Source organism: Cryobacterium lyxosi, from assembly GCF_004403345.1.
Lineage (GTDB): Bacteria > Actinomycetota > Actinomycetes > Actinomycetales > Microbacteriaceae > Cryobacterium > Cryobacterium lyxosi.
The window spans coordinates 214,311-228,768 of sequence record NZ_SOGT01000012.1; the positions used below are offsets into that span (position 1 = coordinate 214,311).

14 protein-coding genes and 1 riboswitch are annotated in these 14,458 nt (G+C 64.5%); of the genes, 10 read left to right on the forward strand and 4 right to left on the reverse strand.

The genetic code is table 11. The features are described from left to right. The first annotated feature begins 5 nt into the window (after window positions 1–5). From E3T27_RS10790 to E3T27_RS10805, 4 genes are read left to right on the forward strand one after another with little or no spacing between them, the layout of a single operon-like run. Window positions 6–863, forward strand: a complete 858-nt coding sequence (locus E3T27_RS10790; RefSeq protein WP_104198275.1) for an exodeoxyribonuclease III — start codon at window positions 6–8, stop codon at window positions 861–863. Then, window positions 860–1,864 carry a tryptophan--tRNA ligase gene (gene trpS / locus E3T27_RS10795; protein WP_104198276.1) on the forward strand — a complete coding sequence of 335 codons (1,005 nt, stop codon included), beginning with the start codon at window positions 860–862 and terminating at the stop codon, window positions 1,862–1,864. The genes E3T27_RS10790 and trpS overlap by 4 nt, the downstream gene beginning before the upstream one ends. Next, window positions 1,864–2,469 (forward strand): GNAT family N-acetyltransferase, encoded by a 606-nt coding sequence (locus E3T27_RS10800; RefSeq protein WP_134572704.1) that lies wholly within the window; start codon window positions 1,864–1,866, stop codon window positions 2,467–2,469. Before trpS ends, E3T27_RS10800 begins: the two co-directional genes overlap by 1 nt. Further along, complete coding sequence (locus E3T27_RS10805; RefSeq protein WP_134572706.1) at window positions 2,466–3,335, forward strand: HAD family hydrolase; 870 nt, start codon at window positions 2,466–2,468, stop codon at window positions 3,333–3,335. Before E3T27_RS10800 ends, E3T27_RS10805 begins: the two co-directional genes overlap by 4 nt. 80 nt (window positions 3,336–3,415) lie before the next feature. On the opposite strand, the gene E3T27_RS10810 is transcribed toward E3T27_RS10805, so the two are convergent. The 4 genes from E3T27_RS10810 to E3T27_RS10825 all read right to left on the reverse strand — a co-directional run bounded on the left by E3T27_RS10810 (window position 3,416) and on the right by E3T27_RS10825 (window position 9,062). Then, on the reverse strand, window positions 3,416–4,357 hold the full coding sequence (locus tag E3T27_RS10810) for an endonuclease domain-containing protein (RefSeq protein ID WP_206750165.1): 942 nt from the start codon (window positions 4,355–4,357) through the stop codon (window positions 3,416–3,418). A 441-nt stretch (window positions 4,358–4,798) separates the two neighbouring features. Beyond that, entirely contained in the window at window positions 4,799–6,313 is a 1,515-nt protein-coding gene (gene glpK / locus E3T27_RS10815; protein ID WP_134545916.1) for a glycerol kinase GlpK, read from the reverse strand. Between the two features lie 89 nt (window positions 6,314–6,402). Further along, entirely contained in the window at window positions 6,403–7,137 is a 735-nt protein-coding gene (locus E3T27_RS10820; RefSeq protein WP_104198498.1) for an MIP/aquaporin family protein, read from the reverse strand. Between the two features lie 182 nt (window positions 7,138–7,319). Further along, window positions 7,320–9,062, reverse strand: coding sequence for a glycerol-3-phosphate dehydrogenase/oxidase (locus E3T27_RS10825; RefSeq protein ID WP_134572710.1), 1,743 nt, complete (start codon window positions 9,060–9,062; stop codon window positions 7,320–7,322). 209 nt (window positions 9,063–9,271) lie between these two features. On the opposite strand from E3T27_RS10825, the gene E3T27_RS10830 reads away from it, so the two are divergent. The 6 genes from E3T27_RS10830 (at window position 9,272) to E3T27_RS10855 (ending at window position 14,306) form a co-directional block, all read left to right on the forward strand. Then, complete coding sequence (locus E3T27_RS10830; RefSeq protein WP_233201034.1) at window positions 9,272–10,159, forward strand: sugar-binding transcriptional regulator; 888 nt, start codon at window positions 9,272–9,274, stop codon at window positions 10,157–10,159. A gap of 84 nt (window positions 10,160–10,243) precedes the next feature. After that, a riboswitch (FMN riboswitch) is annotated at window positions 10,244–10,385 on the forward strand. Window positions 10,386–10,472: 87 nt separating this feature from the next. Next, entirely contained in the window at window positions 10,473–11,516 is a 1,044-nt protein-coding gene (ribD, locus tag E3T27_RS10835) for a bifunctional diaminohydroxyphosphoribosylaminopyrimidine deaminase/5-amino-6-(5-phosphoribosylamino)uracil reductase RibD (RefSeq protein ID WP_104198283.1), read from the forward strand. An 8-nt stretch (window positions 11,517–11,524) separates the two neighbouring features. Next, window positions 11,525–12,184 carry a riboflavin synthase gene (locus tag E3T27_RS10840; RefSeq protein WP_104198284.1) on the forward strand — a complete coding sequence of 220 codons (660 nt, stop codon included), beginning with the start codon at window positions 11,525–11,527 and terminating at the stop codon, window positions 12,182–12,184. Beyond that, window positions 12,181–13,440 (forward strand): GTP cyclohydrolase II, encoded by a 1,260-nt coding sequence (gene ribA, locus E3T27_RS10845; protein ID WP_104198285.1) that lies wholly within the window; start codon window positions 12,181–12,183, stop codon window positions 13,438–13,440. Before E3T27_RS10840 ends, ribA begins: the two co-directional genes overlap by 4 nt. After that, entirely contained in the window at window positions 13,440–13,916 is a 477-nt protein-coding gene (gene ribH, locus E3T27_RS10850; protein ID WP_104198286.1) for a 6,7-dimethyl-8-ribityllumazine synthase, read from the forward strand. The genes ribA and ribH overlap by 1 nt, the downstream gene beginning before the upstream one ends. 33 nt (window positions 13,917–13,949) lie before the next feature. Beyond that, window positions 13,950–14,306: a hypothetical protein gene (locus E3T27_RS10855; RefSeq protein ID WP_104198287.1), complete on the forward strand. Its 357-nt coding sequence runs from the start codon at window positions 13,950–13,952 to the stop codon at window positions 14,304–14,306. The last annotated feature ends 152 nt before the right edge of the window (window positions 14,307–14,458 follow it).

Here is a 14,458-nt window from a genome sequence, read left to right on the forward strand (position 1 = left end):
GACCCATGTCTTCTGCCAAACCGCTCCGCATTGCCAGCATCAACACAAACGGGGTACGAGCCGCGTACCGCAAGGGAATGGGCGACTGGCTGAACAAGCGCGACGTGGACATTCTGGCCATCCAGGAGGTGCGCGCCTCGACCGAAGACCTCGAGGGTCTGCTGGGGCCGGACTGGAATATTCTGCACGACGCCGCCACCGCCAAGGGCCGGGCCGGTGTCGCCCTGGCGAGCCGGGCCACGGCATCCATTCATCGCGTCGCTCTCGGCGCTGAAGAATTCGACAGCGCCGGCCGCTGGCTCGAGGCGGACTACGAGGTCAACGGACAGATCGTCACCGTCGTGAGCACCTACGTGCACTCCGGCGAGACCGACACCCCGAAGCAGATCGAGAAGTATAAATTTCTCGATGCCATGATTGCCCGGATGCCCGAACTGACCGAGCACAGCCCGCTCGCGCTCGTGCTCGGCGACCTCAACGTGGGCCATCGCACGCTCGACATCAAGAACTGGCGCGGCAACAAGAAGCACGCGGGATTTCTGCCGGAGGAGCGTGAGTATTTCGACCGTATCCTCGGCGGCGAAGGCGAGCCGGAGTACAACACGGGGGCGGGACTCGGCTGGGTGGACGTCGGCCGTAAGTGGGCCGGCGAGGTTGAAGGACCGTACACCTGGTGGTCGCAGCGCGGGCAGGCTTTCGATACCGATACCGGGTGGCGCCTGGATTACCATCTGGCCAGCCCGAAGCTGGCGGCATCCGTTCTGAATTATGCGGTCGACCGGGCCGCTGCGTACGACCAGCGCTGGAGCGACCACTCCCCCGTCGTGGTCGACTATGACCTCGCGAAGGAAGCACACTCATGACCAAACCCCGCCTGTATTCGGGTATGCAGCCCTCGGCCGAGTCCCTGCAGATCGGCAACTACATCGGCGCGCTTTTGAACTGGAAGTCGCTGCAGCAGACGCACGACGCGTTCTTCTCCATCGTCGACCTGCACGCCATCACCGTCGCCCAGGAGCCGGCCAAGCTACGCGAGAACACGCGTGGCACGGCGGCGCAGTACATTGCGGCCGGTATCGACCCGTCGGCGTCAACGCTGTACGTGCAGTCGCACGTCGCCGCGCACGCCCAGCTGGCCTGGGTGCTCAACACCATCACCGGGTTCGGTGAGGCGAGTCGCATGACGCAGTTCAAGGACAAGTCCGTGCGGCACGGCGCCGACGCTACGTCGGTTGGCCTGTTCGCCTACCCGACGCTGATGGCGGCGGATATCTTGCTGTACCAAACCGAGGTGGTGCCGGTCGGGGAAGACCAGCGCCAGCACGTGGAACTCACCCGCGACCTCGCCCTGCGCTTCAACTCACGCTTCGGCGACACCTTCACGATTCCCGAAGTGGCGATCGTGAAGGAGACCGCGAAGATCTACGACCTGCAGAATCCCACGTCGAAAATGTCGAAGTCCGCCGAGTCGCATGCCGGTATCATCTGGCTGCTCGATGAGCCCGGCGTCACCAAGAAGAAGATCATGCGGGCCGTGACGGATGCCGACGGCGGCGTAATCTTCGACCGCGAGAACAAGCCGGGTGTGGCCAACCTGCTCACGATCTACTCCGTGCTCGCCGGCGAATCGATCGAGTCGATCGAGAACGAATACGCTGGCCGTGGGTATGGTGACCTGAAAAAGGGGCTCGTCGAGGTGGTTCTGGGTACCTTCGACCCGATCCGCCAGCGCGTGGCCGAGCTGCTGGATGACCCGGCCGAGCTCGACCGGGTTCTCGCGTCCAACGCGGCCCGGGCCTCTGATGTTGCCAATGAGACCCTGGCCACCGTCTACGACCGCGTCGGTTTTCTCCCCCCTCGCTAATGCAGCCGTTCTCGCTCTCCTCCCCGCTGGCACTGCTTGATGCGCCCGTCGTCGGAGACGTTGACCGGGTCTTCGAGTACTGCCAGGACCCGCTTTTTGAGCGCTACCTGACCGTTCCGTGGCCCTACCATCTGGAGCACGCCGAAGGTTTCCTCGCTGAGTATGTCCCCTCCGGATGGATGTCGGATCGGGAATATACCTGGGCGTTGCGGGACCCTGCCGGCCCAGACCTGCTGGGCGTGATCTGTCTGCGCTTGAGCGGGGAATCCGTCGCGGCGGACGCATCCGTTCACCGGGTGGGCTCCATCGGCTTCTGGCTGGGCGCCCCGTACCGGGGCCGCGGCCTCATACCCGAAGCTCAGCGGCTCGTCGCCGATTGGGCGTTCGCGGCAGGAATCATCGACGTGTTGCACTGGGAATGCCTGGTCGGAAACGTCGCGTCGGCCCGAGCGGCATGGAAGTCGGGATTTCGATATTCCGGCACGGGGCCATCCGTCACCGCCTACCGGGACGGAACCTTCCCCGACTCCTGGCACGGCCACCTCGCAGCCGGCGATGACCGCAGCCGGCAGCCCGGCTGGCCAGCAGCGGCCCTCGCCCGATGACCGTGCCGCGCGTCGTACTGTTCGACCTCGACGACACCCTGTTCGCTCACCGGGACGCGGTCGCTGCCGGTATTCTGCTCCACCTCGACCGGGTCGGCGGTGCCTTCGCGACCGCCGACCGGAAAGCGGCGACGGTGCTGTGGAGTGCGCTCGAGGAGGAGCACTATCACTCCTACCTCGCGGGCACTCTCACCTTTGCCGGCCAGCGCCGCGCCCGCGCCCAGGATTTCACGGCCTCGTCCGGCATCGTGCTGACCGACGCCGAAGCAGATGCGTGGTTTGACGAATATTTCGAAAGCTACCGGTCCCGGTGGCAGCTGCATGACGATGCGCTCCCCTGCTTCGATGCGCTGGCCGAGGTGATTCCCGCGGTGCGCTTTGGCCTCATCACGAATGGCGACCCGGTTTTTCAGGGCGAGAAGATTCGTCGCGTCGGCTTGGCTGACCGGTTCGAGCATGTCATCGCCTCGGGCGCGCTCAGCTTTGCCAAGCCCGACACGCGCATCTTCGAGCACGCCTGCGCGCTGTTTGGCGTGCCCGTCGAGGAAGCGGTTTACGTGGGAGATCGGCTGCGCACGGATGCCCTGGGCGCGGCCGCTGCGGGGCTGACGGGGGTCTGGCTGGACCGCGCCGGCGCATCCGCTGCCGCCGATGGCGTTGGCGTTGGCGTTGCCGAAGGCGTTGCCGTTGCCGAAGGCGTTGCCGTTGCCGAAGGCGTTGCCGTTGGCGTTGCCGTTGGCGTTGGCGTTGGCGTTGGCGTTGGCGTTGGCGTTGGCGACACAGACGATGCCGCACGCCTCGGAGTTCTCCGCATCGACACTCTCGCCAGCCTGCCGGGCCTGTTTGCTGCCCACCCGGGAGCATAACTCCTGCAAATTGCAGCCTGCGCTCGATAAGGCCCCGAATTGTGGGCCTTATATTTTGGGTCATTCGAAATTTGCAGGAGTTATGCGCCGCGGATTCCCGTTGCTTGGGCGGCAGTGAAGACTCGGGGGCTCCCATACCGGCAAATGTCGACGAGCTTCTGAATTGCCCGAAGCACGCCCTCCGGATCGAACATGATGTCCTGATACAGCACGCGGAGCGTCACATAGCCGAGGGTTGCCAGCAACCGGTCTCGGGTGCGGTCGCGAATGTGCTCCTCCCAGGCTTTGTGATGACTCTGACTGTCCGCCTCAACGACTACACAGCCCTCAACCAGGACATCGACGCGGCCGACCCGGTCGATGTGCACCTGAATGTCACAGCGGTACCCGGCGGACCGGAACAGGTCGCGTAGAACGGACTCCTGGCCGGCATCCACTCGCGCATCGATGCGGGACCGCAGCCCGCCATGCTTATCGGGGACATGGGCGAAGATCTCATCGAGGTCAGCTCCCCGAATCTTATGCTCGTGCAGGGCTGTGTCGAGCGCCGCGAGAGCGAAGCGAGGTTCCTGGCACTGGATGATCTGGGCGAGGGCGTCGCGGGGCCCGACGCAGTACTCGGTGCCATCAGTTCTGTCGATGAGCGGCCACCAGTGCAGCTCGACGCCGTCCCGCGGGGCGGCCGCCAGCGGAACGTGACGACTTTGGGGACTGCGCAGGCGGGAGCCCTCCCGCGGGATATGCACGTGGGTGAATTGCGTGTCGAAGGCAAAGAAGCCGATCTCCCGGGCCGCCGAAACGCAGGCTTCGCGCCCGCCGATGCGAACCGCCTCGAGCGTGTGTCGATCGGTTCCCGGCAGAGCGTAGTGATCGCGGCGGACTCGGATGAGCGTATTGCTACGCACTGCCGCCGTGATGTGTTTGGCTCGCATGCCGCTGTTCAATAGGTCTTGTCGGCTGACGATGCGGCACTGGCCAGCGAGGGAGATCAGAAATGGGTTCATGCAGACGATCGTCGTCATTTTCCAGTCACTAGGACCTCCCCGCAACCAATCTGGGGACAGCGCTTCCAGCCGCCTGTGCATAACTCTTCCGTGCTTACTTTTCCGTGCTTACTCTTTCGTGTCGTACCTCTCGCCTAAGCGCATAACTCCTGCAATCTCCGTGCTCGTCCGCAATCTAACCCGGAAGCACTCGGGTCGGCCGGACCGAGAGACCAAATTGCAGGAGTTACGCGATTGGGCCATCCCGGAGTGACAACGATCACCCAGAAGGGCGATCGAGCCATGTTGACCGATCACGGATCACCGATCACCGGCAGTCACCGAGGCATAACTCCTGCAGATTGCACTCGCTGTGTCTACGGACCGCCAAAACACGGACCACCAAAAATTTGACGCGGCAGATTGCAGGAGTTATGCGCCCCGGGAGGGGGAAGCGGCGGGCGGGGAGGGAGGTGTGAACTACTTCACGTCCTCGTCGACCCAATCGAGGGTCTTCGTGACGGCCTTCTTCCAGTTGCGCAGGAGACGAGCAGCTTCCTTTGGCTCCATGGATGGCTCCCAGCGTGCGTCTTCCTGCCAGTTGGAGCGCAGGTCGTCGAGGTCGCTCCAGAAGCCCACGGCGAGGCCGGCCGCGTAGGCGGCGCCGAGCGCGGTGGTCTCGGCGACGACCGGGCGCACGACGGGCACGCCGATGATGTCGGCCTGGAACTGCATGAGCAGGTCGTTGACCGTGGCACCGCCGTCGACCTTGAGCTCGGTCAGCGGCACCCCGGAGTCCGCGTTGACCGCGTCGAGCACCTCTCGCGTCTGATACGCGATGGCCTCGAGCGCCGCCCGGGCGATGTGGCCCTTGTTCACGTAGCGCGTGAGTCCCACGAGCGCCCCGCGCGCGTCCGACCGCCAGTACGGCGCGAACAGGCCGGAGAAGGCCGGCACGAAGTAGGCCCCGCCATTGTCGTCGACCGTCTTGGCGAGGTCTTCGATCTCGGAGGCGTCCTTGATGATGCCGAGCTGGTCACGCATCCACTGCACGAGCGAGCCGGTCACCGCGATCGAACCCTCGAGCGCGTAGTGCACCGGGGCATCGCCGAGCTTGTACCCCACGGTGGTGAGCAGGCCGTTCTTCGAGTGGATGATCTCGGTGCCGGTGTTGAAGATCAGAAAGTTTCCGGTGCCGTAGGTGTTCTTCGCTTCGCCCTGGTCGAAAGCAGCCTGGCCGAAGGTCGCGGCCTGCTGGTCGCCGAGGATGCCGGCTATCGGCACCTCGCGCAGCAGGCTGTGTCCGCTGGCAGTGCCATACACCTCTGAGGACGACTTGATCTCGGGCAACATCGACTTCGGCACATTGAAAATGCTGAGAATCTCGTCATCCCACTGCAGTGTTTTGAGGTCCATGAACATGGTGCGGCTCGCATTGGTGACGTCGGTTGCGTGCACGCCGCCCTCGGTGCCGCCGGTCAGGTTCCACAGCACCCAGGAATCGGTGGTGCCGAACAGAAGGTCGCCGGCATCCGCTTTAGCGCGTGCTCCCTCGACGTTTTCCAGGATCCAGACGATCTTGGTCCCGGAGAAGTAGGTGGCCAGCGGCAGGCCGACGGTCGACTTGAACCGATCGACGCCGCCATCTGCTGCCAACCGGTCGACGATCGGCTGGGTACGGGTGTCCTGCCAGACGATGGCGTTATAGACGGGCACGCCGGTGGTCTTGTCCCAGACGACAGCGGTTTCGCGCTGGTTGGTGATGCCGACGGCTTCGATGTCGTGGCGGGTGATATTCGCCTTCGACAGCGCCTGCCCGATGGCCTCACGGGTGTTGTCCCAGATTTCCTTCGGGTCATGCTCAACCCAGCCAGCCTGTGGCAGGATCTGTTCGTGCTCGAGCTGGCCGGTCGAAATAATCGACCCTGCCTTGTCGAAGATGATCGCGCGGGAGCTCGTGGTCCCCTGGTCGATGGCGAGAACGTACTTGGCCATGTGTAACTCCTTTGTTGTTCCAGGTGAGAAATACGGTGTTGAAACGATAACGATAACGAAAGCGGATGCCGCGGACTGCGTCGGAAGGATTAGCCCAAAACCGGCAGCAGCACGCCCGATGATGCTCCGGCGAGCACGCCGCCGATGATAGGACCGACAACCGGAACCCACGAGTAGGACCAGTCGCTGCCGCGCTTGCCCTTGATCGGCAGCAGGAAGTGCGCGATGCGGGGACCGAGGTCACGTGCGGGGTTGATAGCGTACCCGGTCGGCCCACCGAGCGAGGCGCCGATGGCGATCACGAGCAGCGCCACCGGGAGCGCGCCGAGCGCGGCGAGCCCGCCGGCATCGCCGTTGCGGCCGAATCCGATGACGACGAAGACGAGCACGAAGGTGCCGATGATCTCGGTGACGAGGTTCCACCCGTAAGAGCGGATGGCTGGCCCGGTCGCGAAGACACCGAGTTTGTTTGCCGCGTCCGGCTCCTGATCGAAGTGCGGCTTGTAGGCGAGCCAGACCACGACGGCGCCGAGAATAGCGCCGATCATCTGCGCGCCGATGTAGGCGAGCGTCGAGGCGACATTGACCGGAACGCCGGACCCGAAGGTATCAACCCCACTCGCGACAAGGCCGAGCGTGACGGCGGGGTTCAGGTGGGCACCGGAGTTGTACGCGGCGATCACACCGGCATAGACCGCGAGGCCCCAGCCGATCGTGACCATGAGAAAGCCACCGCCGAAGCCCTTGTTCTTGGCGAGCGCGACGTTGGCCACCACACCACAGCCGAGTAATACGAGGATGGCCGTTCCCACGACCTCTGACATAAAGACGACACCGAGATTGTCCACATTGACCTTTCAGATGGAGTGCTGTTCACCGCACCCAACAGTGTTGTTGAGTCCGGCTGTCGTGCGTGATGTCTAAAACGTAGCGGTGACCGGGCCGGAGTGAGCAGGTTTCTCGTGCACGTTCGTGCAGATTGTCAATAATCGTCAGTCCGAGTGGGTCAGTCGATCAGAACACCGGCTTCGGCGACCGGGGCGAGGTCGACCCCGTGCACGTCCATCAGGTTGGCGCGAGCCAGCTCGATCTCTTCAGCGCGGCGTGCGGCATTCCAGCCGAGAACAGGGGCGACAACGCGGGCGATCTCCTCGATCAGAGGAGTGGTCACGGCGCCGACGAAGGCCATGCTGGTGCGGCGCAACAGCACGTCGCTCAGCCGCACAACGCCCTCGAACCCGGCCAGGAACTCGATTTCACGCCGCGTGTAGTCGGTGTCGTGCACGAGGGGGGCGTCCGCTGGACCGGCCGGATCGATGAGAAAGTCGATGACCTCGCTCGCTCTGGTACCGTAGCGGGCGAGCAGGGCTGCGGCGCGATCGGTACCCACCTCGTCGCCGTGGGCTGTGACCCAAACCAGGCGGGCGGCATCCGTTGCCGGCCAGTCGCGGCCGCCACCGATAGCGAGCCCCTCGGTAGAAACCGTGCGCGGCAGGCCGAGCAGTTTCAGGATGTCCGTGCTCAGGTTCTCAGCGAGGGCGCGGAAGGTGGTCCACTTACCGCCGATCAGGCTGAGCAGGGTGCCATCAGCGGCGTCGGTGCGGGGCAGCGGACGGGACTCGATGCGGTAGTCACGGGAGACGAAACCCGGTGTTTCATCGTCGTGTCGCGGTAGCGGACGCACGCCGGCGAAGCGGAACACAATGTGCGAACGATCGACCGGTACCGTTGGAAAAACGTGCGCGACCAGATCGAAGAAGTAATCGATCTCGTCTTCGGTGCAGCGAATGGGCTGGGTGATGTCGTGCTCGAGGTCGGTGGTGCCGACGAGAACGCGGCCCTTGAGCGGGTAGATCAACACGATACGGCCGTCTTCGTGCTCGAAGAAGATCTCTCGGCCTCCCGTCGCCGCGAGGAGTTGCGGATTGTCGAGCACGACGTGGGAACCCTTGGTGCCGCCCATGAAAGTGCTCGGCTGGCCGAGAGCGTCATTGGTCAGGTCGGTCCACGGCCCGCTCGTGTTGACGATGATGTCTGCACGAAAGGAGAATTCTTCGCCGGTGATGCTGTTGCGAAGCAGTACACCGTTTTCCGTGATGCCGGCCGCTTCGACATAGTTGGCGGCGCGAGCGTGCGGGCCGGCGTCGAGGCCGTCGCGCAGCACGTCGAGGGCGAGGCGTTCGGGGTCGTGCATGGCGGCGTCATAGTAGGTGGCCGTGTACTTCAGGCCTGGGTTCAGCAGCGGCAGGGCGGCGAGTGCCTTGGTGCGGCCCCTGAATTCGTGGCGGGGTACCGATCCGCCGTCACGGGAGAAGGCGTCGTAGATCATCATGCCGATTTTGATGAGCATCGCGCCGCGCTCGACGTGCTTGGCGCCCTGCTTGTGAGTGAGGAAACGTAGCGGCGCGGCCATCACACCCGAAAAGGTCGAGAAGATGGGGATGGTCGTCTGCAATGGCTTGACGTAGTGCGGCGCGATCTTGAGCAGGCCGTTGCGTTCCTCGACCGACTCCTTGACCAGGCGAAACTCGCCATTTTCGAGATAGCGCACGCCGCCGTGAATCATGTGCGAGCTGGCCGACGAGGCGCCGGAGACGTAATCGTTCTTCTCAACGATGACCACGTCGACGCCCTGCAGGGCTAGATCACGAAAGGTTGCGATGCCGTTGATACCGGCACCGATGATGAGCACTTGGGCGCTCGGGCGATCGGCGATTGCGGTCGAAGTCTGTGAGTTGAGGAACGACATTGTTGTCACCTTTGTCTCGGGGATTGCCCGATAATCTGCACGGGGCAAGCCGTATGAATAGATGTAGTCTGACAGTCCGACACAATTTCTCAACTGGATTGAACATACGTGCAAGGAGCCCCGTGATCTTCGACACCGATCCCGCACAGTCTGATCGCAGCCGCGACGCCCTCACCGCCGCGCACCTGTATTACATTCAGGACCTCACGATGGATGCCATCGCCCAAGAGCTGCACACCTCCCGTTCCTCGGTCTCTCGCCTGCTCAGCCACGCGCGCGAGACCGGCCTGGTCGATATTCAGATCAAGTCTCCACTGGATGCCCCGAGTCAACTCGAGCAGCAGATCGAGGCTCGATTTCAGATCACCGCTCACGTCGTTCCGGTGCCGGACAGCGCGAGTGACGTCGATCGGCTCGAGCGTGTCGCCCTCTCGGTTGCACGGATTCTCGGTCAATACTTCGACTCAAACATGACTATGGGCATCGCCTGGGGTTCCACCATGAACGTGATCAGCCGCCACATCACCCCGAAGCAGACCCACAACTCCCAGATCGTGCAGTTGAACGGTGCCGGAAACATGCGCACCACAGGCCTGGGTTACGCGAGCGAAATTCTCGGCCGTTTCGGCACGGCGTTCGGCGCGCACGTGCAGCAGTTTCCGGTGCCCGCCTTTTTCGACGACCCGGCGACCAAGCACGCATTGTGGCGGGAGCGCAGCGTCAGTCGCCTGCTTGAGATGCAGGCCATCATGGATATCGCATTATTCGGCCTCGGTTCTCCTTTCTCTGGAGTGGTCAGCCGCGTCTACGCGGGCGGCTACCTTGAACAGGCCGAATTCGATGCACTCGGCGCAGCCGGCGTGGTCGGCGATGTGGCGACAGTGTTCTACCGCGCCGACGGCTCGGCCGACGGTATCGCTTTGAACGAGCGGTCCACCGGACCGGACTTCACCGTGCTGCGCCGCACGCCGCGCCGCATCTGCGTCGTGGCTGGCCGTTCCAAGCTCGCTAGTCTGCGCGGCGCCCTCGCCGCGTCGCTCATCACCGACCTATTCGTCGATGAGAGCACCGCCCGCGCGTTGGTCGAGGCCCCCTGACGTCGGTATCGTGACAGCCCTTGTCGCCGGGAATAACACGTCACGCAGGCTGTTGCACTATAACTAGAAGAAGAACTTGCAATACACGTGCTCCGGGGTCGGTGTAATTCCGAACCGGCGGTTAAAGTCCGCGACCCGTTAGTCCCCCAGCGCCATCGAGGGACCAGCGGTTGAGCTGGTGAAACTCCAGCACCGACGGTCAAAGTCCGGACGGGAGGCGCACGAGTTGGTTGGCCCCTATGGTCGACCGACGGGTTTGTGCATGCTGCACACCCCATACCCCCGGAGCTCGTCCCATACGGATGAGGGCGGGATGACCAACAACGCGGCAGTCGGCCTGGATAGCGCTGTACTGGCTAGCGCACTGCGCCGCGCCCTCGAACTCGCCGCCCGCGGTCCGGCCACCGGCGTGAACCCACGGGTCGGCTGCGTCATCCTGAGCGCCAACGGCGACACCCTCGCCGAGGGGTGGCATCGCGGTGCCGGCAGCCAGCACGCCGAGGTCGACGCGCTCTCCCATCTCGCCCCCGGCCTGTCCCGCGGCAGCACCGTCGTCGTCACGCTCGAACCGTGCAACCATGTCGGCCGGACCGGTCCGTGCGCGGTCGCTCTGATCGACGCCGGCGTCGACCGCGTCGTCTATTCCGTAACCGACCCGGGCGAGCACTCCTGCGGCGGTGCCACGCGGCTGCGCACGGCCGGCATCAAGGTGGAGGGCGGCCTGCTCGCCACTGACGGGGAAGCCCTTCTCGGCGACTGGCTTGTCGCCGCCCGCCTCGGCCGGCCCTTCATCACGCTGAAGTGGGCCTCCAGCCTCGACGGTCGCGCGGCCGCTGCCGACGGCTCCAGCCGTTGGATCACGGGAGCGGCAGCGCGGCTCGACGTGCACCGGCGTCGCGCCGCCAGCGACACGATCCTGGTCGGCACCGGCACCGTGCTCGCCGACGACCCGGCGCTGACCGCCCGCGACCTCGCCGGCGACCTCCTCGCCCGACAGCCCATTCCCGTGGTCGTTGGACGCCGAGCGCTGCCGGCATCCGCTGCGGTCTACGCACACCCGCACCCGCCACTACTTTTCGACGGCCTCGACCTGCCTGGCCTGGTGGCCGACCTACACAAGCGGGCTGTGCGCACCGTGTTCATCGAGGGCGGGCCCACCGTGGCGAGCGCGTTCGTCGCCGCCGGGCTGGTCGACGAGTACCTCGTCTACCTCGCACCAACGCTCCTCGGTGGCCCCCAGCTCGCTCTCGGCGACTTCGGCGTGACCACCATCGGCGAGCAGCGCCGTCTCTCCATCCATTCCCTCAACCGGATTGGCGACGATGTTCTCATCGTCGCCAGACCCCTCACTACCTAAGGAACCCCATGTTCACCGGAATAATCGAGGAACTCGGCCAGATTGCGCGCATCGAGACCACAGTGGATGCTGCCCGCTTCACCATCCACGGCCCGCTCGTGGTCGATGGCGCCGGTCACGGCGACTCGATCGCCGTCTCGGGGGTCTGCCTCACCGTGGTCGAGCGCACCGCCTCGACTTTCACCGCCGACGTGATGGCGCAGACCCTGCACATGTCGACACTGTCCGAGGCCCGCGTCGGTTCCCCGGTCAACCTCGAACGCGCAGCGCTCGTCGGCGGGCGCCTCGGCGGTCACATCGTGCAGGGCCACATCGACGGCACGAGCACCGTGCTCGCCGTCACTCCGGGCGAAGCCTGGCGAGTGCTGCGATTCAGCGTCAGCCTCCAGCTTGCCAAACTCGTCGTCGACAAGGGCTCGATCGCAATCGACGGCGTCTCCCTGACGGTGAGCAACATCAGCCCGGCCACCGACGCGACCCAGTGGTTCGAGGTGTCCCTCATCCCCGAAACCCTCGCCGCGACAACGCTCGGCGAGCGCCGGGTCGGCGATCAGGTCAACATCGAGACCGACATTCTGGCCCGTCACGTTGAGCGAATGCTGGCCCTCAGCGCCGCCGCAAAAACCCCAGAACCCCAGCACGCAACCGCACCAAGGAGCGCATCATGAACCTCGCCGACATTCCTGCCGCACTGGACGCCCTACGCCTCGGCCGACCGGTCATCGTCGCCGACGACGAGGGCCGCGAAAACGAGGGCGACGTCATCATCTCGGCCCAGCTCGCCACCCAGGAATGGATCGCCTGGACCGTGCGCTACTCCTCCGGTTTCATCTGTGCCCCGATGACCAACGAGCTCGCCGACCAGCTCGATCTGCCGGTGATGGTCGTGAACAACGAAGATCCGCTCGGCACCAATTACACGGTAAGCGTCGACGCCGCCGACCGGCTGTCGACCGGGATCAGCGCTGCCGACCGAGCCCACACCCTGCGTGTGCTCGCCGACCCCGCGTCGGCACCGGCGAGCCTGCACCGCCCCGGCCACATCCTGCCCCTGCGCGCCAGAGACGGCGGTGTGAGGGAGCGTGGCGGCCATACCGAAGCCGGTGTCGATCTGATGAAACTGGCCGGTCTGGTTCCAGTCGCGGCCATCGCCGAGATCGTCGGCGAAGACGGTGAGATGATGCGCCTCCCCGGCCTGCTCGAACTCGGTGAGCGCGAGGGCCTGCTCGTCATCACGATCAAAGACCTGATCAGCTACCTCAATGAGTTCCACCCGAATGAACCCCTACCGACAATCGCCCCGCTCACCGAGGCGCCACGGGTCGACTTCGAGGTGGAGACCACGGTGCCCACCCGGCACGGAACTTTTCGGATACGCGCCTACCGGGACCGCTCGACCGGTGCTGACCACGTCGCTCTCGTGGCGGGCACGCCGGTCGACGGCGCCATCGTGCGGGTGCACTCCGAGTGCCTCACCGGCGAAGCGTTCGGCTCGCTCAAGTGTGAGTGCGGACCGCAGCTGAGCGCTTCGCTCGACATCATCCAGGCGGAGGGCGGCGTGGTCGTCTACCTGCGCGGCCAGGAAGGGCGCGGCATCGGCCTCATCAACAAGCTGCGGGCGTATGCGCTGCAGGAAGACGGCCTGGACACCCTGGATGCGAATCTAGCGCTGGGTCTGCCCGGTGACAGCCGCGACTATGGCGCGGCCACGGGCATTCTGCACGATCTGGGATTGCGCGAGGTACGGCTGCTGACCAACAATCCCGAAAAAGTGCGCCAGCTCGAGCTGCACGGCATTGCCGTGACCGAGCGTGTACCGCTTATCGTCGGCATCGGGGAGTTCAACGAAAAGTACGTTGCCACCAAACGTGACCGCATGGGGCACCATATCTCCAACATCGAAATTATGAATGGAATCGCCTAATGGCTGGAACAGGACCCACAATCTCAGTTGACGCGGCAGGCCTGCGGGTGGTCATCGTGGCAGGTCTTTGGCACGACGTGATCACCGACGGTCTCATCGCCGGTGCCACCCGGGTACTCGAAGCGAGCAACGCTGAGTTCTCACTCGTGCGGGTACCGGGCAGCTTCGAGCTGCCCGTCACCTGCAAGGTCGCCCTGGACAGCGGTGCTGATGCTGTCATCGCCCTCGGTGTGATCATTCGCGGCGGCACTCCCCACTTCGACTTCGTGTCGAATGCGGCAACGGATGGCCTCACCCGCGTCGCGCTCGATACCGGCAAACCGGTTGGATTTGGGGTGCTGACCCTGGACGACGAGCAACAGGGCCTCGACCGGGCGGGACTACCCGGTTCGAAGGAAGACAAGGGCGCGGAGGCGGCATCCGCCGCTCTGGCCACCGCGCTGGTGCTGCAGGAGTTACGCGGGCACATCGGGTAACTGGGGGCGCGTTTGAGTGCCTAGGCTGAACGCATGGACCTTCTACGCAACATTCTGCTTATTCTGCACTTCGTCGGTTTGGCCTCACTGCTTGGTGGCTTCCTCGTGCAGATCAAGCCGATCATTGCCGGCAAGGGCACGATTGTCACCGCGATGTTTCACGGTGCATTGACCCAACTGGTCACCGGTTTGCTGCTCGTCGGCGTCATCGAGATGGGCTCGCTCGGCTATATCGACAACACCAAAATCGGCATCAAGCTGCTTGTGCTCATCGTTATCACCGTGCTCGTGATCGTGAATCGCAAGAAGCCGACCGTGTCGTCCCTCGTACTGTGGGCCATCGGCGCCCTGACCTTCGCCAACGTCGTGATCGCGGTGCTCTGGAAGTAACGGGTCTTCGAGGCGATAGCCCCCGGGGGTAAACTGCGATGTGACCTCTACACGAGGTCACACCACTATTCGTGCGTAAACGCTTCCGCGGGAAGTCAGATCGACTTGCGGGTTTCGTTGGCGCCCAGCCACCTTCCGGAGCGTTTCACCCC